Source organism: Paenirhodobacter sp. (genome assembly GCF_047600745.1).
Lineage (GTDB): Bacteria > Pseudomonadota > Alphaproteobacteria > Rhodobacterales > Rhodobacteraceae > Rhodobacter.
This window is the reverse complement of record NZ_JASGKI010000004.1, coordinates 146606-167133: the sequence shown is the minus strand read 5'-3', so window position 1 is coordinate 167133 and position 20528 is coordinate 146606. Positions and strand designations below refer to the sequence as shown.

Below are 20528 nucleotides of genomic sequence, written 5' to 3'. Positions count from 1 at the left end.
GCAATCTCCCAGCCGATCGCGCATATCAGCCATGCGCTGAAGACAAGGCTTAACCGGCTGTTAAATCGGGCAGCCCCCGAGACCCGATCGACGCCCGCTCACGGGACTCACGCGCCGGGGGTTGACCTTGCCCGGTCGTGGCGCAACGCTCGACCGTCTTCCCATACAGGAGCCCAAGATGACCGATCTCGCCACCGCCCGGATGCTGCTCGACCGGCTCGTTGCCTTCCCCACCGTGTCCAGCGGCCCGAACCGGGCGCTGGTCGAATGGGTCGAGGGATGGCTGGCGGAGCGCGGGATCCGGGCCGTGCGGCTGCCCGATCCGGCGCAGCCCGGGAAGGAAAGCCTTTACGCCTGCGTCGGCCCGGCGGTCGAGGGCGGCGTGATGCTTCTCGGGCCACAGCGACGTGGTGCCGGTGGAGGGGCAGGACTGGACCACGGACCCGTTCACGGTAACCGAGCGCGACGGACGGCTGATCGGGCGCGGCTGCTGCGACATGAAGGGGTTCGACGCGCTGGCGCTGGCGGCGCTGGCATTGGCGGCGGAGCGCCCGCTGAAACGCCCGCTGCAATTCGCGCTGAGCCATGACGAGGAACTGGGCTGCCTCGGCTGCATTCCGATGATCGAGGCGATGAAGGCCCTGCCCCGCGCCGCCGCCGTGATCGTGGGCGAGCCCACCGAAATGCGTACCGTCACCGGGCACAAGGGCTCCGGCGCCTGGCGGGTGCGGGTGCATGGGTTCGAGGTCCACAGTTCCATCATGCACACCGGCGTTTCGGCGGTCCTGGAGGCGGCGAAGATCCTGAGCTGGGTCAACGAGATGAATGCCGAGGGTGCGGCGGCGGGACGCGGCGCGCCCTTCGATCCGCCCTGGACCACCGTCCACACCGGCACGATCCACGGCGGCACCGCGCATAACATCACCGCGAAACTGTGCGAATTCGACGTCGGCTTCCGCGTCATCCCGGGCGAAAGCCTGGACGACTGGCGCGCCGCGCTGCTGGCCAAGGTGGCCGAGGTCGAGGCCGGGATGAAGGCGATCCGCCCCGAGGCCCATATCGAGGTGATCGAGGATTTCACCCTCCCCGCCCTCGCCCCCGAACCCGGCGGCGCGGCGCAGGCGCTGGCACTCTCGCTCACCGGCCGCAACGACACCCATGTCGTCAGCTACGCGACTGAGGCCGGGCAGTTCCAGACCCGGGGCTGGTCCGTCGTGGTCTGCGGGCCGGGCAACATCGCACAGGCGCACCAGCCCGACGAATGGCTGGCGGTGAGCCAGTTCGCCGAGGGCTGGGCCTTCATGGAACGTCTGGTCGACAGGCTGTGCCAATGATCCCGCTCGCCGACCGGGTGGCCTATCCCGGCCCGCCGCCGTCGCAGGCGGATGTGGTGGCGGCGTGGTCGGGGCTGTTCGCGCAGGGGCATGGGATCCGGCTGCGGCAGCTTTCCGTGCGTTCCCCGGTCGCACAGACGGCGCCGGACCTGTCGGGGCATGGCTTCGGCATCGGGCGGGTGATGGCCGATGATGCAGGGGCGCGCGTCGGGCCATGACCTGACGCGCTTCCGGCTCGGCCGGTTCTCGGACGGGTCGAAAATGGACCTCGGTCCAACCCCTTAGCGCAGCACCATCACCGAGCAATGCGCATGCCGCACCACGCGCGCGGCGGTCGAGCCGATCAGATAATCGCCGAACCCCGGCCGGTGCGAGGCGATCACGATGCAATCGGCTTTGGTTTCCTCGGCCAGCTTCAGGATCTCGTTCGCGGGATTGCCCTCGCGCAGCACACCCGTAGCATTGCCGAATTCCTCCGCCAGCTTGGTCAGCGAACCCTGCAACGTCTTGCGCAGATCGTTCGAATATCCCGGCGGCATGTAAGACACCGCATAGCCCGGCACATCCGCCATGACATGGACCAGTGTCACCTTCGCCCCTTCGGAGGCCAGCGCCCGCGTCACGTTCAGCGCGGTGTCGGGGTTGTGTTCATCGTCGAAGGCGACGGGGACAAGGATGTTCGTATACATCGGATTCCTTCCATTGTGCGCTCAGCCACCCGTGTGGCTCATGTGCCGGCTCATCTGACCCGAAATCCGCGCCCGGGAATAGTCGAAATCGTGCCCTTTCGGCTTGTGCGAAATTGCCGCACGGATCGCCGCCGCCACCGCCGCATCGTCCGACGCGCGCAGGACGGAGCGCAGATCGGCGCGATCCTCCTGCCCCAGGCACATGTAAAGCTCGCCGGTGCAGGTCACCCGCACCCGGTTGCAGCTTTCGCAGAAATTATGGCTCAGAGGCGTGATGAAACCGATCTTCTGCCCGGTTTCCTGAAGCCGGACATAGCGCGCCGGGCCGCCCGTGCGCTCGGTCAGGTCGATCAGCCGGTAGCGCCCGGCCAGCCGCGCGCGCAGATCGGTCAGCGGCCAGTATTGGCCCAGCCGATCGGCCTCCTCCATCTCGCCCATCGGCATCACTTCGATGAAGGTCAGGTCATGGCCCTCGGCGCCGCACCAATCGACAAGGCGGAACAGTTCGTCCTCGTTGAAGCCCTTGAGCGCGACGGTGTTGATCTTGACCCGCAGCCCCGCGGCCTTTGCGGCGCGGATGCCCTCAAGCACCTGCGGCAGCCGCCCCCAGCGGGTGACGGCGGCGAAGCGGTCCGCGTCCAGCGTATCGAGCGAGACATTCACCCGCCGCACCCCCACCGCCGCCAGATCCCCGGCAAACCGCGCGAGTTGCGAGCCGTTGGTGGTGAGCGTGAGTTCGCTCAGCGCACCGCTCTCCAGATGCCGCCCCATCGCGCGAAAGAAGGTCATGATGTCGCGCCGCACCAGCGGTTCCCCCCCGGTCACGCGCAGCTTGCGCACGCCCAGCCGGATGAAGGTAGAGCAAAGCCGGTCCAGTTCCTCCAGCGTCAGCAGGTCGCGCTTCGGCAGGAACTGCATATGTTCCGCCATGCAATAGGTGCAGCGGAAATCGCAACGATCCGTCACCGAGACCCGCAGATAGCTGATCTCGCGCGCGAAAGGGTCGATGAGGGGCGCCGTCTCCATCCGCCAGACCTAGTGCAGCACAGCCCCCGCGGCAAGAGCGGTTGCGGCGGCGCGCGCCCTGCCCTAGTTTGCGCCCCAGCCATGACGGGAGAGCGGGAATGAAGATCGCGAAGGCGGGGTTGATCGTGCTGATCGCGGCGGTCGCGGTTTCCGGCTGCATGAAGCGCAGCAAATCGCGCGATGGCGCACCGCCAACGATTGTCGGGGCTACCGTCGATCCGACCAAGCCGCTTCTGGAACAGCCGCTGGCCGGAGAGAGCCGCCTGGGCGAAACGGTGGCGACGCTGGGCGATCCGACGCAGCCCGGCTTCTGGCTGCGCACGCCGCTGGTCTCCAAGGAAACCAAGGGCCGGGTCGTGAACGACAAGACCGGCGCCTCGGTCCAGGTCGATCTGCTGCCGACGGGCGGCGAACAGGGCGTCGGGTCGATGCTGTCGCTCGCCTCGATGCGGCTGCTCGGCGGGTCGCTGACCGATCTGCCGGAACTGACCGTCTTTGCGCTGAACTGACCCCAGCCGCGTGGTCCGGCCGGGTGGGAAGCCCGTCGCCGCGGCGCGGAATTCACGCGCGCCCTAACCCCTTGGCATCGCGTGAAAACCCCGTATCCCAAGGTATACCGTCAGGAAATGGCGTCCCGCGCGCCTTTTTGCGGCATTACGCCCTGAGTTCTCGCTTGTGAAACTTTATTACGCGGTGCTAAGGAAGCTAAGCCACACCTGCCTGCCGGGGCCCGGCCCCGGCAAAATGACAAGGGGGAAACACAGTGAAGATCGGGGCACCGAGAGAGACATTCGAGGGCGAAGCGCGCGTCGCGATGACGCCCGACTCGGCCGTGCAGTTGCAGAAGCTCGGCCATAGCTGTTTCATCGAATCGGGCGCGGGCCTTGCCGCCGGGTTCACCGATGCCGCCTATGAAAAGGTGGGCGTGACGGTGATCCAGGGCGCACAGGCGCTGTTCGAGGCGGTGGATTTCATCGCCAAGGTCCGCCCGCCGAGCGAGGAGGAAATCACCTGGCTGAAGAAGGGCCAGACGCTGATTTCGTTCTTCTATCCGGCGCAGAACAAGGATCTGCTGGAGAAGGCGCAGGCCACCGGCGCGAATGTCATCGCGATGGACATGGTGCCCCGGATCTCGCGCGCGCAGAAGATGGACGCGCTCAGCTCGATGGCCAATATCGCGGGCTACCGCGCGGTGGTCGAGGCGGCGAACAACTTCGGCCGCTTCTTCACCGGGCAGGTGACGGCGGCGGGCAAGGTGCCGCCGGCCAAGGTGCTGATCATCGGCGCGGGCGTCGCGGGGCTTGCGGCGATCGGGGCGTCGACCTCGCTCGGCGCGATCACCTATGCCTTCGATGTGCGCCCCGAAGTGGCCGAGCAGATCGAATTGATGGGCGCGGAATTCGTCTATCTCGATTTCGCGGGCGAGCAGCAGGACGGCGCGACAACCGGTGGCTATGCCGCCCCGTCAAGCCCGGAGTTCCGCGAAGCGCAGCTGAAGAAGTTCCGCGAACTCGCGCCGGACATGGACATCGTGATCTCCACCGCGCTGATCCCGGGCCGCGATGCCCCGGTGCTGTGGACGAAGGACATGGTTGAGGCGATGAAGCGCGGCAGCGTCATCGTCGACCTCGCCGCCGAGCGTGGCGGCAACTGCGAACTGACCGAGAAGGATCAGAAGATCGTCACCGACAATGGCGTGACCATCGTCGGTTATACCGATTTCCCGTCGCGGATGGCGGCGCAGGCGTCGCAGCTTTATGCGACCAACGTGCGCCACATGATGGCCGACCTGACCCCGGGCAAGGATGGCGTCGTCAACTACAACATGGAAGATGACGTGATCCGCTCGGCGACCGTCACCCATGAAGGCGCGCTCACCTTCCCGCCGCCGCCGCTCAAGATCGCGGCGATCGCGGCGAAGAAACCGGCGGAGAAGCCGAAGGAACTGACGCATGAGGAAAAGCGCGCACTCGAAGTAGCCGCCTTCCGCAAGCAGACCCGCAACCAGATCGGCCTTCTGGGCATCGGCGCGGTGCTGCTGCTGGCGGTCGGGCTGGTGGCGCCTGCGTCCTTCATGCAGCACTTCATCGTCTTCGCGCTGAGCTGCTTCGTCGGCTTCCAGGTGATCTGGAACGTCTCGCACAGCCTGCACACGCCGCTGATGGCGGTGACGAACGCGATCTCCTCGATCATCATTCTGGGCGCGCTGATGCAGATCGGCTCGGGCTCGTTCCTGGTGATCCTGCTCGGCGCGCTGTCGGTGTTCATGGCGGGGATCAACATCTTCGGTGGCTTCATGGTCACCCGGCGCATGCTCGCCATGTTCCAGAAGTCATAAGCGGAGGAAGAGGTTATGGAATTCGGATTCACGACCGCCGCATATGTGGTTGCGGCCGTCCTCTTCATCCTGTCGCTGGGCGGGCTGAGCGGGCAGGAAAGCGCGAAACGCGCGGTCTGGTATGGCATCGTCGGCATGGCGCTCGCCGTGGTGGCGACGCTGATCGGCCCGGGCAAGGGGCTGTGGCTGCTGTCGCTGATCATGATCGTGGCGGGGGGCATCATCGGCTGGATCGTCGCGAAACGCGTGCAGATGACGGAAATGCCGCAACTGGTGGCGGCGATGCACTCGCTCGTCGGCCTCGCTGCGGTGTTCGTCGGCTACAACGCCTATCTTGAGGCGGTCCACGTCGCGGGGCTTTCGGAGGAGGCGCGCGCCTCGCTGGGCGGTTTCGCGGCCATCGTCGCGCATAAAACGCCGGTCGAGCTCAGCATCCTGCGGGTCGAGCTGTTCCTCGGCGTGTTCATCGGGGCCGTGACCTTCACCGGCTCGATCATCGCCTTCGGCAAGCTCGCGGGCAAGGTCGACGGCAAGGCGAAGAAGCTGCCGGGCGGGCATATCCTGAACGCGGCGGCGGCCATCGGCTCGGTGCTGCTTCTGATCGCCTTCATGAACGGCGCCGGGGCCTGGGCGCTGGTGCTGATGACGCTGCTCGCCTTCTTCATCGGCTATCACCTGATCATGGGCATCGGCGGCGCCGACATGCCGGTGGTGGTGTCGATGCTGAACAGCTATTCGGGCTGGGCTGCGGCGGCCATCGGTTTTTCGCTGGGCAATGACCTGCTGATCGTCACCGGCGCGCTGGTGGGTTCCTCGGGCGCGATCCTGTCCTATATCATGTGCAAGGCGATGAACCGCTCGTTCATTTCGGTGATCCTCGGCGGCTTCGGCGGCACGACAGGCCCGGCGATGGAAGTCACGGGCGAACAGGTCGCGATCGACGCGCAGGGCGTGGCCGATGCGCTGAACGATGCCGACAGCATCATCATCGTGCCGGGCTACGGCATGGCGGTGGCGCAGGCGCAACAGGCGGTCAGTGAACTGACCTCGATCCTGCGCGGCAAGGGCAAGGAAGTGCGTTTCGCGATCCACCCCGTCGCGGGCCGCCTGCCCGGGCACATGAACGTGCTGCTGGCCGAAGCCAAGGTGCCCTATGACATCGTGCTGGAAATGGACGAGATCAACGACGATTTCCCGAACACCGACGTGGTGATCGTGATCGGCTCGAACGACATCGTGAACCCGGCGGCGCAGGAAGATCCGAACAGCCCCATCGCCGGGATGCCGGTGCTGGAAGTCTGGAAGGCGAAGCAGGTCTTCGTGTCGAAGCGCGGTCAGGGCACCGGCTATTCCGGCATCGAAAACCCGCTGTTCTACAAGGACAACACCCGCATGTTCTACGGAGACGCCAAAAAAAGCGTCGAGGAACTGCTGCATCTCCTGCGCAAGTAAGCGTTTGAGGTTGGCCGGTTACCGGCCAACCTCAGCCCGCTTCGATCGTCGCCCGGACCGCGCGGCGCCATCGGGCGTATTTCTCCGAACGGAGATCTTCCCCCATCATCGGCGCAAAGCGGCGCTCCAGCGACCAGCTTCGGGCGAAATCCTCGGGCTCCGGACACAGCCCGGCCTTAAGCCCCGCCAGATAGGCCGCGCCGAGCGCCGTCGTTTCGGTCACCACCGGCCGATCCACCGGAGCACCCAGAATATCGGCCAGGAACTGCATCGCCCAATCGCTGGCCACCATCCCGCCATCGACCCGCAGAACGCCCGCCGTGCCCCAATCCGCGCGCATCGCCTCGACCAGATCGCGAGTTTGATAGCCCACGCTTTCCAGAGCCGCCCGCGCGAATTCCGCCGGGCCGGAATTGCGGGTCAGGCCGAAGACCGCACCCCGGCTTTCGGGCCGCCAATAGGGTGCGCCAAGGCCGGTGAAGGCGGGCACGATCACCACCTGCTGCGCGGGATCGGCGCTTTCGGCGAGCGGCTGCGTCTCTGCCGCCGAACGGATGATCCGCAGCCCGTCGCGCAGCCATTGCACCACCGCCCCGGCGATGAAGATCGACCCTTCGAGCGCATAGGTCGTCCGCCCGTCCAGCCGGCAGGCGATGGTGGTCAACAGCCGGTTGCGCGATGCGACGCGATCCGTGCCGGTGTTCAGCAACGCGAAACAGCCCGTGCCATAGGTCGCCTTCATCATCCCCGGGTGGAAGCACGCCTGCCCCACCGCCGCGGCCTGTTGGTCCCCCGCCACGCCCAGGATCGGGATCTCGCGCCCGAACAGATCGGGCCGGGTCCGGCCGAAATCGGCGGCGCAGTCCCGCACCTCGGGCAACAGCTGCATCGGAATATCGAGCAATCCGCAGATCTCCGCATCCCAGGCATTGGCGCCGATGTCGAACAGCAGGGTCCGCGCGGCATTGGTGGCATCCGTCGCATGGAGCCGCCCGCCCGTCAGGTTCCAGATCAGCCAGCTGTCCACGGTGCCGAAGGCCAGCTCCCCCCGCCGCGCCCGCTCCCGCGCGCCGGGGATGGTATCCAGCAGCCATTTCAGCTTCGTCCCCGAGAAGTACGGATCCAGCAGCAGCCCCGTCCGCTCGGTGATCATCGGCCCATGAGCATGCAGCGCGGAACACATATCGGCGGTGCGGCGATCCTGCCAGACAATGGCGGGGTGCAGCGGCCGCCCCGTCGCGCGGTCCCACAGCAGGGTCGTCTCGCGCTGGTTGGTGATGCCGATCGCGGCGATCCGCCCTGCCCCGATCCCCGCTCGTTCGATCGCCGCCCGCCCGGTGGCGGCCACCGTGGCCCAAAGGTCGCCGGGATCATGTTCGACCCAGCCGGGGCGCGGATAGTGCTGCGGGAATTCCTCCTGCGCCACGGAGACCGGGCGCAGCGCGGCGTCGAACAGGATCGCGCGCGAAGAGGTCGTGCCCTGGTCGATGGCAAGAATATGGTCCACTAGCTCACCCGCGTCATATGCGCATCCAGCGCCGCGACCTGCTCCGGCGTCAGGCTCAGGCCCAGCTTGGTGCGCCGCCACAGAATATCCTCGGCGGTGCGGGCGTATTCCTTGCGGATCAGCCAGGCGACCTCGGTACAGGTCAGCGTCCCGCCCAGATGGTTCCCCAGATCGGCGGGCCCCTTCGCATGGTCGAGCATCGCAAACGCCTCGGTCCCATACGTCCGGACCAGCCGCGCGGCATGGGGAGCGGCCAGGAACGGATATCTTTCGCGCAGGCGCCCGATCAGCGCGCCCACCCCATCCACCGGAAAATCCCCCCCCGGCAGCGGCACGCCCGCCGTCCAGTTGCCGCCCGCCTGCGGGAAGAAGGGCAGCAGCTTGCCCATCGCCTGTTCCGCCAGCCGCCGATAGGTGGTGATCTTGCCGCCGAATACATTCAGCAGCGGCGGCCCCGCCGTATCCAGCCCCAGCACATAATCCCGCGTCGCCGCCGTAGCCGATTCCTCCCCGTTGTCATAAAGCGGGCGCACACCGGAATAGGTCCAGACGACATCCTCCGGGCGCACGGGTTTCACGAAATAGCGGCTGGCAAAGGCGCAGAGGTAATCGCGCTCGGCATCGGTGCAGCGCGCATCCTCGGGGCGGCCCTGATGGTCCTGATCGGTGGTGCCGATCAGGGTGAAGTCCCCTTCATAGGGAATGGCGAAGATGATCCGCCCATCCGTGCCCTGAAAGAAATAGCATTTGTCATGGTCATAGAGCTTCGGCACGACGATATGGCTGCCCCGGACAAGGCGCACGCTTTCCGCCGTGGGCAGGCCGATCACATCGCGGATCACCCCGCCGATCCAGGGGCCCGTGGCATTGACCAGCGCGCGGGCGTGATGGACCGCGCCGTCTTCGGTGACGATCTCCCAAAGCCCATCCTTGCGATGTGCCGAGCGTACCTCCGTCCGGGTCAGGATCCGCGCGCCGTGCAGTTCGGCGTCGCGCGCGTTCAGCACGACGAGGCGCGAATCCTGCACCCAGCAGTCGGAATATTCCCACGCACGCGGAAAGCCGGGTTTCAGCGGCCCGCCTGCCGGATCCCTGTTCAGGTCGACCCGGCGCGTGCCCGGCAGGATCTTCCGCCCGCCCATCACGTCATAAAGGAACAACCCGAACCGGATCAGCCAGGCCGGGCGGCGCCCCTTCATCCACGGCAGGAACAGCCCCAGCAAGCGCGACGTCGGGGTGTTGCTCTCGAACCGCATCTCGGGCGACCAGGGCAGCACGAAGCGCATCGGCCAACTGATATGCGGCATCGCGGTGAGCAGGGTTTCCCGCTCCGCAAGTGCCTCCCGCACCAGATGGAAGTCGAAATATTCGAGGTAGCGCAACCCGCCATGGAACAGCTTGGTCGAGGCGCTGGACGTGCCCTGTGCCAGATCGCCCTGCTCGGCCAGCGTGACGCTCAGCCCCCGCCCCGCCGCGTCCCGCGCGATACCGCAGCCATTGACGCCGCCGCCAATCACGAACAGGTCGACTGTCTCCGACATCTGCGCCTCCTCCGGAACCACTGCCTCAGGGCGCGCAGCCCCGGGTCGCCAGAGTCACCCTCTATCATCCCGGTCGCAAGGAAGGAACATCCCCGATCACGGTCCATCTCCGGGCGGCGGGACGGCGCCGCTACGGGCGGACGGAAGCGGCATCGTCACATCGAAGATGGTGACAAGCGCCTTCATTCCGTCACCCTGCCCGGCCGTTCCTCGCACGGATCTACCAGAAGCCGCGCCTGTTCGCTACCGGCCATTCGCGGCGAACCCTAGGACCCGCCCCACTGCGCAGGATGAAAGCTCCGCGCGTCGGGCGATTGCTCACTCTGCGCCGATCAAGCAAACACAAACCGGGCTCCGGTCGCGACTGGATGAAAAACCCGTGGCAGATAACCCGGAACGCAGGCTCTCAACCGGCAGAACCTCCCGACCCGCCACCAGAAACCGCCGATCATCTTCCCAAAGAAAGATGCCCGGACCAATTTACTGAAAGCCTCGGACGCAGGCACCGATTCGGTAGTCCACTGAAATCAAACGGGAAAGTTGCATACCCACCCGCGAGCAAGCCCGCATTTTCGTCGGATTCTGCGCTATTTGCCGCTCTGTTGCCCTGCCGCCACGGTTTCACTGGCTCACAAGGCTGACCATAGCCGATCTTCTTTCACGCGCGAGAACTTGCCTTGGCGACGCGCTGGCCGATGTCGTCACGATGGTTTCGGACCTGTGGGAGCGGCTGAAGGCACGTCTGCGTTTGACCGGGAATACTGGGAAATCCTTACAGGCAAACGCGCCCAGGCGAAGTCCGCATAGGCCGCGCTGATGGACGACTACCGCACGTCCGACCGCTGGACCCGCCTCAAGTCGTACCCGACAGGATTACGACAAGGTGATGGACTACCTGCGGGAGAAGATCGGCAGCCGCGACGTGAAAGCCCTGACGCGGGCCGATGTGATCGGGGCGCAGAAGGCGAACGCGCATCGCACCCGGTTCGCGAACTATAGCCCCCAGATGCTGGTTGTCGCGATTGATCTGGGCAGGCTCCATAACAATCCGGCGAAGGGCGTCCGGGCACTCAAGACCCCTGCCGAGCGGCGGCGGGAACACCTGCCATGGCCGGATTGGGCGGTGGAAAGGTTCCGGGCCGAGGCGCAACCGCTGCCGCTCCTAATCTTCGAGATTGGCGTCGGCAGTGGTGACTGGGTGGGTTTCCGCTGGGGCGACTACGATGGTGATTCCCTGACCCTGCGCCAGAACAAGACTGACAAGCCGCTGGTGCTCCCCTGCACGGATCAGCTCCGGGAAGCGCTCGACCGCACCAAGGCCGGGCTTGGGGCCGTTCCCATCGCTGCCCGCCCCATCCTCATCAAGCGGGATGGCAACCCAACCCGCTATCGCTACATGGCCGATCTGATGCTGAAGGAGCGCAAGCGGCTGGGGCTGGAAGCCTACGACCTGCACGCGCTACGCTATCGTGGGGTGAAGGAACGGCATGGGTCGGCTGCGATGACGACGAGATCGCGGCCTATTCCGGCCATGCGACGAAAGAAATGATTGCGAAGCCCGGCAGGAGATGCGGGCACGTCAGGCGCGGGAGAAGCGGCAATAAACAGAACGGGACCAGAACATGAATCTGATACCCTATTTGATACCCTGACAGGGCATCATAAGGTCAAGTCGTTGAAAGATTTGGAGGCGGGTACCGGAATCGAACCGGTCTTCACGGATTTGCAATCCCACGGTGGGCGTGGATTCCATTGAGAAATTCTTCAAAACGCACGGATTTCGGTCCTAAGGAAATCAATGGCTTGTCAGTCGGTCGCAAAACTGACGCCATGTTCTTCTCCTGCCCCGTAACGAAAAAGCGCGCCACCGACCGGGCGCGCTGTGTTCTTCTGCCGGGAGAGGCGTGTCAGACCGCGTGTTCCTCGGCGGTGTCATCAAGTAGCATGGTGGGAAGAACCAGCATGGCATGGCGGCTCAGTTCCGCCAGCGAGTTCGGCGCGCTGGAAGTGTTGGCGTAGAACGTCTCGCAGGCCGAAGACGTCCAAGTTTTCCCAGCATTTTCAAACGAATAGTTAGCTGGTGACACTTCGTATGCCGATTTCATTTCATGCTACCTTTCTCCAACCTTCAAAGTTTCTAGAATCCTGAATGCCGACTTGCGGGATGCCGTTCTGATTCATCTGAACCCGCGAGATCATCCCCTCGGACAAGAACTGATGGCTCCCATGCGAAACACTCTCGATCAGCACGCGGCTGCACGAATACCCGCACTGTTGCTGACCTGCAAGTTCCGTGTCTGGGCTGAACGGGGTCCGCGACTTCAGGGCATCGGCCATAGAATTATGCAATAACTTTAAGATTCCGTAAAGTTCTTCGGAAGCGTTCTCGATCGCCAGCCCCATGCTGCGGGCTTCCCGCCTGTTGATGGTGTGGTCGTGGCTGCCTGACTCGCTGCACAAGAAGGCGATGATCGCATCGCGCTTCTCTTCCTCGACTTGCTGGTGCGCAAGCAAACGCTTTGCCAACGTCCTGATCTGCGACCGTGTGCGGAAAATCTGCCCAAGCACAAGAGGGTGGATTTTCTCCGACAGGTTGTTCCACACCGTAGCCAAAGCTCCTGCGTCAGTGACCTTAAGCTGATCTTGGACCACATCCAAGAAACCTTGCACAGCTTCAACGCTAACGGGTGCCCTGTGGTTCGGTCCGCCGCCGGGGATCAAGGGGTTAAGTGCGCTGTTCAGGCTCGGGTCAATCGGCCCCAAGGATGCCTGTTTCGTCATTACGATGCGGTTGGCACCAAGCGAAATCAAAGTTCCAGAGCTAAGTGCCTTGCGGGGAATGATTACCTCCAAGTCATCGCAGAACGTGCGGAAAAGGTTCACCAACTGCCATGCGGCGGCGGTGTCGCCCCCGTTGGTATGTAGGATCAGGCTGATTTTTTGCGTTGGCCACATGGCGTCCAGATGATCTACGAAGAAGTCGATCACATCTGGCGCGATCTGCGCTTCCATGCCCGGCCTATCGCTGGTCGCATACACCAAGACCTTCGATCCGCGCGCTGCCTCGATTTGCTGATACAGTGGCAGGCGATCCGCAAAAGCTGACAATGGTTCCTCCGGCGCAAATTTTCCCAACATTTAGTGCCATCTGCGGTAGGTTGTATAGCGGTTTTTGCTGCGACCTAGCTGTGTGCTGGCGCTGCCCGTGCCCCTCTCTGCCCCGCGCCCCCGGTTCCCACACCTAAACCGATCTGCCCCGATCTTTGACCGGGGGAAGGGAATAATGCCGCCCGGCATTCGCCGGGCGAAGAGGATGCGAGGCGCAAGTGACGGCTTGCAGGGCGGTTTGTGGAAGGTGCTTCCCCAATGGGGAGGGCTTGGGGAGGGTTTGGGGAAGCAGTTTTCCTGTTAGAATGCTGAATTTCTCTTTGTTTTTATGATCTTAGATATTCTTGGGGATGATGGGGATGATAATCCCTAGCGCAGAACCTAAAAAACTGAGCAAATCTGTGAATCTCTAGCAGCTAATAGGGAGATTTCCCTGCCCCAACATCCCCAATTTCGTCTAGGTAATTGAAAGGACAGAATGAAAATTCGATTCAGTCTTTCCCTAAAGCCGACCCCGGTCATCCCTTGACGATGGCCCTACGCCCCCAAGTGGTCAGGTGCGGTCTGCGGATCGCATAAGGGGAAGGGCGGGCCGGTAGCACATACTGATTGCAGAAGCGTTAAATTTTCAACGATCTAAACAGGAAAAATACAGGGTTTTATCAAGAGAATAGACATCATTTTGTGCGATTTTTTTCCAAAGGCGACTTCTTCCAGTCACCAAAGAAAAGGACGCCGAAGCGATGCAGACCGAAAAACGCCACCCCATTTCCCATGCGCTCCACATCATAGGTTTCGGGAGGACCACTCTCAACAATTACATTTACGGACCGGGTGCCATTCTGTCCGAAATCTTTGGTGAGGCGGGTGAATGCCTTGAAGACCACATCGGCCCCAACCGCGCATCGGCCTGCGAAAATCAGCGGTGGTTGCGCCGCTATCTGACGGACGAAGCGGTGGTGGTGCTGTCCATCGGCTTCAGGTTGATCCGCTACGGGGTCAAGGCTGACGAGGCGTTCCGGCTGGGCTTCCGCTTTGTCTTTGGCACGGATGCGCCCGAGGGGCATCCGGTGCGCTGGTGGCCTCTCTACCCCGAGGGCGACACTATTCTGATTGTCAACTCAACCAGCCCGGTCACGGAAGACGCCGAGGGCCGCACGGCTTTTGCCTTTGTCGGGGACCGTTACCATGGTTCCATGGCCGAGGCCGCGCGGTTGGCCGGGCATGAGGAAGCGGGCGACCCGCTGGTGGTACTGAACCTCTCGCACCTCTGCCGCTCTATCGCTCTTTGGCTGGGGGAAGACCCGGCAACCTTCATGCGACCGGCGACGCAGGCGGCCGGATGATGCTGGCCGCATCAAATACCATTCGGGCGGGTTACGCGATTTCTTCGCCCGGATCATCCAGCGGGTTTGGTGGCCTCGCTGGTGTCGTGGGGGCGGGAAGGCCGGGCTACAGGTCCGCGCCCGTGTCATCGGGCGCTGCCCGGCCTTCCCGTTCCACTTCGGCAGAAATCGCCCTGGACTCACACTCTTTAGGTTCTTCCGAGCAAGGCCAACGTGGGGATATTCGCGCCACGCTGCTTTGGGCAGTCTGGCGATTTTTCCGGGCGGGTTTTTGGGTTGGGGTTTTTGTTTTCACAGGGAAAAGGAGGCCGTTTAATGCTGCGGCATGACGTGCAGGATATGGCCTCGCCCGAGGGCGCGACGGCCGAAAATTCGGATATCGTGGCCGGATGCCTCGCGGCGCTGATCGCCCAGACCCGCCGCCTTGGGCTTCGGCAGGACGTCGCCTTCCGCCTTCTCTGCGATGCGCCGGGCCGGATCGCGGCGGCGCTGTCGAAAGGGCCGGACGCGCTGGTGGTTTGGCGGCTTGACGCTGAAGCGCCCACCGCGCTGGTTTCGACCGATGACGGCCGCCTCGGGCGGTTCGTGGCGCGGGCGAATGAGGCGGGCGCGGGTATCCTCGGGCTGAACCCGGCGAAGATCGCCGCCGCGCTGGCGGCCACCTCGGGCGCGGGTATGCCTGTAGCACCTGCGAAGGTGGGAGGGTGCCATGACCGCGCCTATCACTGATCTGGGCGCTGGTCTGTCAGCCGGGGGTGTTGCGGCCATGACCCGCTTTGCACCTTCGATCACCGCCGAGATTCTGCCTGAAGCTGGCGATGCCCGCACCGTGGCCCTGTCGTTTTCGTCCGAGGCCCCCGTGCTGCGCGAGTTTCCCGGCGTGGGGCTTGCCTATGAGGTTCTCGGGCATGGCCCCGGCGAGGCCGATCTGTCGCGCGTCACGGCGGGGGTTGTGCCTCTGTTGCTGGATCACAAGCGCGAGGTGGCCGCCAAGGTCGGGACCGTCACTCGGGCATGGATCGAAGGCGGGCGCGGGAAGGCCCTTGCCACCTTCGCCGCCACGCCCGAAGGCGATGCCATGCTTGCCCGTGTCACAGCGGGCGAGGTTTCGGCCACCTCGGCCGGTTATCAACCCACCGCCTTTGAGGTGGTGGAGACTGCCGGAGACGGCCTGCCGATTGTGCGCGCCCGCTGGCAGCTTCTCGAAATTTCGCTCGTGTCCGTACCCGCCGACATTTCGGTGGGCGTCGGCCGCTCCTTTACCGCCCCCCAGAACGAAGGTTCCGATATGACCACCCCCACCACTTTGCCGGTGAATCCGGCCCCCACTGGCCCGGCCACGGCCGCTGCGAATGCCACTGCGTCCGAACGGGCGCGGGTGCGCGAAATCACCGCCACCGCCGCCCGTTTCAAGCTGCCCGCTGACATGACCGCCGCCGCGATTGATGACGGCATGTCCGTGCGCGATTTCCAGATGCAGGCGCTTGAGGTGCTTGGCACCGACGAGTCCACCGCGACCCGCAGCCGTTCCCCGGCGCTGCATCTGGGCGGGGAGCGGGCCTATTCGCTGACCCGCGCCGTCGCGGCCGAGGTTTCGGGCGACTGGCGGGCGGCGGGCTTTGAACGCGAGTTGTCGCAGGAAGTCGGCCGCTCCATGGGGCGCACCCCTTCCGGGGTATGGATTCCTCCTGCCGTGCTGGGCCGGGCTGTCGTGACCACGGCGACCGCACCTTCGCTGATCGGCACCCACCACGCGGCCGAGTCGTTCATTGATGCACTTCGGCCCGAGGTGCAGGTGATGAACCTCGGGGCCACGGTTCTGCCGGGGCTTGTTGAGAACGTCAGCATCCCGCGCATGGTTGCGGGAACGGCGGCCGAGTGGATTGCCGAAGATTCCGCCGTGAGTGAGAGCGACCCCGAGTTTGACGCGGTTTCTCTGACTCTGCATCAGCTTGCCGCGCGTACCCAGATTTCGCGGCGACAACTGAAGCAGTCCCTGCCGGGTCTGGACACGCTGTTGCAGGCCGATCTTCGCAAGGCGATTGCGGTGGCGCTGGATGATGCCGCGATCAACGGTGCGGGCACCGCGACCGTTCCGCGCGGCATCCTGAACACCTCGGGCATTGGCAGCGTGGCAATCGGCACCAACGGCGGCGATGTAGAGTTCCCGAAGCTGACGGCCCTTATGGCCGAGGTGGAAGGTGAGAACGTCGCGGGCACGTCCTATGGCTGGCTCATGTCGCACAAGCTGAAGGCGGACCTAATGTCCAAGCTGACAGCCGATGCTGGGCCGATGATGATTTTGGAGCGCATCGCAGGCCAGTGGGAAATCGCCGGATACAAGGCCGCGTTTTCGTCGCTTGTGCCGTCGAACGGCACCAAGGGCAGCGGCACCGGCTTGTCGACTGTGATCTTCGGCAACTGGTCGGACATGATCATCGGCCAGTGGGGCGGCATCGACCTGATTGTGGACAATGTGACCGAAGCCGCAAAAGGCAACGTGCGGATCATCGCGCATAGCGAATGGGATATCGCCCTGCGCCATGCGGAGTCTTTCGCCGCGATCACCGATGCCGTAACCGGCTGACCCTGATCTGACCCGCGCCCCTGACCGGGCGCGGGTATCCATTTGAACGGAGGTGCCGTTATGGCGATCATTCACGGCAAGGACGGGATTGTGAAAATCGGTGCCACCGATTTCGCCCATGTCCAAAGCTGGAATCTGGACGTGACTGCGGATGTGACGGAAGCCTATTCCATGGGCGAGGAATGGAAAGACGCCGGGGTTGGCGTCAAGGGGTGGTCCGGTTCGCTGGAATGCTACTATGACCCGACGAACACCACCCAAGACGACATCGAAGTGGGCACCGTTGTGGCGCTGAACTTGTATCCGGGCGGCGACGATACCGGCGCGGCCTACTACAGCGGCAACGCCGTGGTGTCGGGTATCCCGCTTTCCGGCGCGAAAGACGGGTGGGTGGCTGTCACCTTCAATTTCTCGGGCAAGGGCGCGCTGGCGAAAGCTGTGGCCGCTTGACCGGCCGCCCTCGGCCTTCTTCGCCCCTGCGCTGGAAGGTCAGGGCAGACCGGGGAGGAAATGGCGGGCGGTTCCTTCACATGGGCGCGGGGACTAGGGTTACAGGGCGGCCGCCAAGCGGCCGCTTTGTGATTTCCTGCCTCGGCTGATCCGGGCGCAGCGCGCGCGCTTCCAGCGCCAGCATAGCGCGGGCTTGGATAAGCTGGCCGCACGCCCACACGATACCCTGCCGGGTCACGATATAGCGGCCGGGCGCGACCGGATGAATGAAGCCCGCTTGCCGCGCCATGCCCACGGCCATGTCGAGGCCGTAGGGGTCCAGCCCGGCCGCGCGGCCAAGCGGGATTTCCGGGGCTTCCTGCACCGCGGCGACGGCGCAGACGAAATCGAGCAAGGCCCTGTTGCGGAAGCCGGGGCGCTCACGCATCCAGCCCGGCCCGCTTCTCTGCCGATTCCCGGTGCCGCGCCGCAAGCTGCCAGACCTTCTCCCGTTCGGTGCGGGCGGTGTCGAAATCGACCATATCGGCGCGGCCCATGTGCAGAAGCCAAAGGCCGGTGCGCAGGCGGCCGAGGGCACCGGAATTGCGGGTGGTGGTCGGGTCCGAAGCGAGGCCGCAATAGACCTGTTCTGGATCTTCCATATTAACGGCCACGATCATCATACCGCGCGCCGCGCATTCCTGAAGGCCCGCCCATATCTGTGCGGTGGTCAGATTGTATTCGGTGGCGGCCGCGCCCATGTCGATCCATCCGGCGAGGTCTTGCATGTCTTCGAGCGGTTCCCGCTGGGCGAGGCGGTCAAAGGCATCCGAGAAATCCACGGCAAGCGCGAACAGCCCGGCGGCAAGGTATTCATTGATGCTGATGCCCCGGCCGTCTGTCTCGGCCATCCGGGCTTGCATTGCGGTATAGGCGGTGCGGTCGAAGTGTAGGATTTCCATGTCTCACCTTTCTTTTTTGGGCATGACTTCACCGGGGCCGAAAAGCGGGGCTTTCGGCATTGCGGGATCGTTCATCTTGGGTCATAGTAACAGGGCTACCATTTCAGAGGTGGCAAACGTCGTCAATAAAAAAGTAGCAGGGTTATCATTTGAACGCCGTCCAATGCAAAATGGCCCGTGTGGCAACAGGGCTTGGCATCCGCGAATTGGCGGAACTGGCGAACGTGTCGCCCAACACCATTTCCCGCCTTGAGCGGGGCGAGGAACTACGGGCAAGCACGGTTGCCGCGATCCGCGCGGCGCTTGAATCCGCCGGTGTCGAGTTCATTCCCGAAAACGGCGGCGGGGCTGGGGTGCGCCTCGCCAAGCCCGGCGGCGCGGGCGCGTAACAGGCTTTCGCTAAGATATACCTAACGAAATCGCGGCGCGCGCTGGCGATTTCAGCCGATTTCCTTAACCGCACCTTGCCGGGTTGTGTTGCTTTTTAAGGGCATCAAGACGCTTGCAGGCGGCTTGGTGCGAGGCGGAAGGCGGCACAACGGCAATCGACATTTCTTTTGCACGATGCTGCACTTCGGCAGGCACCACCCCTGTGTCGGAGGTGAACGCGCATGTTTGAATTGATTTCTGGCGAAGACCTTGCCCGGCAGATGCTGTTTTCCGGGGCGAATGGCGCTTTCCGCGATTGGTGCGCCCTTATGAAAATCCATCCGGTGCCGGGGCGGCGGGGTGTCTATGACCCGGCGCTGGTGCGGCGCAGGCTGGATGAAGCGCAGGGTCTGAACACCGGCGACGGGGCCGCCTCGGGTGCGGGTGCCGGGCTGGTCGCTCAGCGGCGGGCGCGTCGTGGCGCGTAACCGGCAGCGCCTTCCCCCCGAAATCAACCGGGTGCGGGCCAAGCTGGCCGATGGCACTGTGCGGTATTACTTTTACCTGACCCGCCGGAAGGGCGCACGGTTCTGGATGGATAGCCAGCCGTTCCCGACCGATCCCGCCTTCTTCGCCGCCTACGTCGCGGAACAGGAAAGGGGCGGCCGAAGGTTGGGCACCTCGTGCCCGGAATGGTGGACGCCTATCTGTCTTCAGCCGAGTTCAAGGCGAAAAGCCCTCGTACCCAAGACGATTACCGGAAATGGGCACTACGCTTTGCGGAAGAGTTCAAAGACGATCCTGTCGCCATGTTTGAGGAACCGGCCTCTCGGGGCGAGGTGAACGAATGGCGGCAACAGTGGGCGCATTCGGCCAAGCAATTTGACTACGCCGGAACGGTGGTCACGCTGATCCTGAATTGGGCGCGGGATGCCGGAAAGGTGGCCGAGCATCATTGCGACCGTCTGCCCAAGGCATACAAGGCCGACCGGGCCGAGGTGGTCTGGACGGAAAGCGACCTTGCCACCTTCACCGCCCTTGCGCCGGAATGGGTGTCGCGCATCCTTCTGGCCGCCTGCGAAACCGGGCTGCGGCCGGGCGATCTTATTAAGCTGTCCCGCGCCCATGTCGAAGAGACGCCGGGCGGGCGGCGCATCCGCATCAAGACGAACAAGCGCGGCCGGGTGGCCCATATCCCGGTGCTGCCGCGCATGGCCGCCATTCTGGATGACACGCCGAAGGACCGGCTGTTGATCCTGACCAATGCCAACGGCCAGCCCTTGACCGAACACCGGGCTTCAGAGGGCGTTCGCCAGTGGCGCGACAAGGCCAAGCTGTCGGACACGCTACGCCTTCAGGATGCCCGAGGCACAGCCGCCACGCGGCTACTGAATGCGGGCCTTAGCCTTGCGCAGATCGCGGGTTTCATGGGGTGGGGGCTGCGCCATGCGCAGAACGTCATCGAGCATTACGCCCGCCTTGCGCCCGGCGAGTCCGACCGCATTCTTGAGGCGCTGACGGCGGCCAAACGGGGCAGAGCATGAACAGATTTTCAAAACGCTGTTCAAAATGGACGCCCGAAAGGGCGGCGGTCATCATCTAAGTGATTGAAAAGATTTGGAGGCGGGTACCGGAATCGAACCGGTCTTCACGGATTTGCAATCCGCTGCGTAACCTCTCCGCCAACCCGCCTCGGAGCCCGGTTTCATTAGTTTTTTCTGAGACGGGCGTCAAGCTGTATCTATACTGCCCGTCGGTTACAGTTTGTTCACGCTGTCCCCCTTTGGCGCTCCCGCTTCACCAGAACAGCATCGGTTTCATCGGGGGAGACATGGGCGCA

At 64.2% G+C, this 20528-nt stretch carries 20 protein-coding genes, 1 tRNA gene and 1 pseudogene; 13 read left to right on the top strand and 9 right to left on the bottom strand.

The window, feature by feature from the left end; all coding sequences use genetic code 11:
• Positions 1-178: 178 nt before the first annotated feature.
• Both argE and QM789_RS09440 read left to right on the top strand, forming a co-directional pair.
• Positions 179-1334: pseudogene (gene argE, locus QM789_RS09445) on the top strand (acetylornithine deacetylase).
• Positions 1331-1552 (top strand): hypothetical protein, encoded by a 222-nt coding sequence (locus tag QM789_RS09440; protein ID WP_420351670.1) that lies wholly within the window; start codon positions 1331-1333, stop codon positions 1550-1552. The pseudogene argE and the gene QM789_RS09440 overlap by 4 nt, the downstream one beginning before the upstream one ends.
• A 63-nt stretch (positions 1553-1615) precedes the next feature.
• On the opposite strand, the gene QM789_RS09435 is transcribed toward QM789_RS09440, so the two are convergent.
• Together QM789_RS09435 and moaA are read right to left on the bottom strand one after the other, a co-directional pair.
• Positions 1616-2023 carry a universal stress protein gene (locus tag QM789_RS09435; RefSeq protein WP_420351669.1) on the bottom strand — a complete coding sequence of 136 codons (408 nt, stop codon included), beginning with the start codon at positions 2021-2023 and terminating at the stop codon, positions 1616-1618.
• Between the two features lie 21 nt (positions 2024-2044).
• Complete coding sequence (moaA, locus tag QM789_RS09430) at positions 2045-3049, bottom strand: GTP 3',8-cyclase MoaA (RefSeq protein WP_420351668.1); 1005 nt, start codon at positions 3047-3049, stop codon at positions 2045-2047.
• Between the two features lie 98 nt (positions 3050-3147).
• Between moaA and QM789_RS09425 the strand changes: the two genes are divergently transcribed.
• The 3 genes from QM789_RS09425 (at position 3148) to QM789_RS09415 (ending at position 6839) form a co-directional block, all read left to right on the top strand.
• On the top strand, positions 3148-3558 hold the full coding sequence (locus tag QM789_RS09425) for a hypothetical protein (RefSeq protein ID WP_420351667.1): 411 nt from the start codon (positions 3148-3150) through the stop codon (positions 3556-3558).
• 254 nt (positions 3559-3812) lie between these two features.
• On the top strand, positions 3813-5387 hold the full coding sequence (locus QM789_RS09420; RefSeq protein ID WP_420351666.1) for a Re/Si-specific NAD(P)(+) transhydrogenase subunit alpha: 1575 nt from the start codon (positions 3813-3815) through the stop codon (positions 5385-5387).
• A 15-nt stretch (positions 5388-5402) separates the two neighbouring features.
• Entirely contained in the window at positions 5403-6839 is a 1437-nt protein-coding gene (locus QM789_RS09415; protein ID WP_420351665.1) for an NAD(P)(+) transhydrogenase (Re/Si-specific) subunit beta, read from the top strand.
• Between the two features lie 31 nt (positions 6840-6870).
• On the opposite strand, the gene glpK is transcribed toward QM789_RS09415, so the two are convergent.
• Both glpK and glpD read right to left on the bottom strand, forming a co-directional pair.
• On the bottom strand, positions 6871-8346 hold the full coding sequence (gene glpK, locus QM789_RS09410) for a glycerol kinase GlpK (RefSeq protein ID WP_420351664.1): 1476 nt from the start codon (positions 8344-8346) through the stop codon (positions 6871-6873).
• On the bottom strand, positions 8346-9887 hold the full coding sequence (gene glpD / locus QM789_RS09405) for a glycerol-3-phosphate dehydrogenase (RefSeq protein ID WP_420351663.1): 1542 nt from the start codon (positions 9885-9887) through the stop codon (positions 8346-8348). The genes glpK and glpD overlap by 1 nt, the downstream gene beginning before the upstream one ends.
• Positions 9888-10773: 886 nt before the next feature.
• Between glpD and QM789_RS09400 the strand changes: the two genes are divergently transcribed.
• Positions 10774-11436, top strand: a complete 663-nt coding sequence (locus QM789_RS09400; protein ID WP_420351662.1) for an integrase — start codon at positions 10774-10776, stop codon at positions 11434-11436.
• A 358-nt stretch (positions 11437-11794) separates the two neighbouring features.
• Here the strand turns inward: QM789_RS09400 and QM789_RS09395 are convergent, their stop codons facing one another.
• Positions 11795-11992, bottom strand: coding sequence for a hypothetical protein (locus QM789_RS09395; RefSeq protein ID WP_420351661.1), 198 nt, complete (start codon positions 11990-11992; stop codon positions 11795-11797).
• Between the two features lies 1 nt (position 11993).
• Entirely contained in the window at positions 11994-13025 is a 1032-nt protein-coding gene (locus QM789_RS09390; protein WP_420351660.1) for an SDH family Clp fold serine proteinase, read from the bottom strand.
• A gap of 713 nt (positions 13026-13738) precedes the next feature.
• Between QM789_RS09390 and QM789_RS09385 the strand changes: the two genes are divergently transcribed.
• From QM789_RS09385 to QM789_RS09370, 4 genes are all read left to right on the top strand, one after another.
• A complete protein-coding gene (locus tag QM789_RS09385) occupies positions 13739-14341 on the top strand; it encodes a hypothetical protein (protein ID WP_420351659.1) in 603 nt (200 codons plus the stop codon).
• 315 nt (positions 14342-14656) lie between these two features.
• Positions 14657-15070: a hypothetical protein gene (locus QM789_RS09380; RefSeq protein ID WP_420351658.1), complete on the top strand. Its 414-nt coding sequence runs from the start codon at positions 14657-14659 to the stop codon at positions 15068-15070.
• Entirely contained in the window at positions 15051-16928 is a 1878-nt protein-coding gene (locus QM789_RS09375; RefSeq protein ID WP_420351657.1) for a phage major capsid protein, read from the top strand. The genes QM789_RS09380 and QM789_RS09375 overlap by 20 nt, the downstream gene beginning before the upstream one ends.
• 60 nt (positions 16929-16988) lie before the next feature.
• A complete protein-coding gene (locus tag QM789_RS09370) occupies positions 16989-17378 on the top strand; it encodes a hypothetical protein (RefSeq protein WP_420351656.1) in 390 nt (129 codons plus the stop codon).
• A gap of 76 nt (positions 17379-17454) precedes the next feature.
• Here QM789_RS09370 and QM789_RS09365 read toward each other — a convergent pair whose 3' ends face one another.
• Both QM789_RS09365 and QM789_RS09360 read right to left on the bottom strand, forming a co-directional pair.
• A complete protein-coding gene (locus QM789_RS09365) occupies positions 17455-17805 on the bottom strand; it encodes a hypothetical protein (RefSeq protein ID WP_420351655.1) in 351 nt (116 codons plus the stop codon).
• Positions 17798-18319 (bottom strand): hypothetical protein, encoded by a 522-nt coding sequence (locus tag QM789_RS09360; protein ID WP_420351654.1) that lies wholly within the window; start codon positions 18317-18319, stop codon positions 17798-17800. The genes QM789_RS09365 and QM789_RS09360 overlap by 8 nt, the downstream gene beginning before the upstream one ends.
• 170 nt (positions 18320-18489) lie before the next feature.
• Here QM789_RS09360 and QM789_RS09355 point away from each other — a divergent pair, with 170 nt between their 5' ends.
• The 3 genes from QM789_RS09355 to QM789_RS09345 all read left to right on the top strand — a co-directional run bounded on the left by QM789_RS09355 (position 18490) and on the right by QM789_RS09345 (position 20232).
• Positions 18490-18708, top strand: a complete 219-nt coding sequence (locus tag QM789_RS09355; RefSeq protein WP_420351653.1) for a helix-turn-helix domain-containing protein — start codon at positions 18490-18492, stop codon at positions 18706-18708.
• 222 nt (positions 18709-18930) lie between these two features.
• On the top strand, positions 18931-19176 hold the full coding sequence (locus tag QM789_RS09350; RefSeq protein WP_420351652.1) for a hypothetical protein: 246 nt from the start codon (positions 18931-18933) through the stop codon (positions 19174-19176).
• Between the two features lie 207 nt (positions 19177-19383).
• A complete protein-coding gene (locus QM789_RS09345; RefSeq protein ID WP_420351651.1) occupies positions 19384-20232 on the top strand; it encodes a tyrosine-type recombinase/integrase in 849 nt (282 codons plus the stop codon).
• Between the two features lie 74 nt (positions 20233-20306).
• Here the strand turns inward: QM789_RS09345 and QM789_RS09340 are convergent.
• Positions 20307-20380, bottom strand: a tRNA-Cys gene (locus tag QM789_RS09340).
• Positions 20381-20528 lie beyond the last annotated feature (148 nt).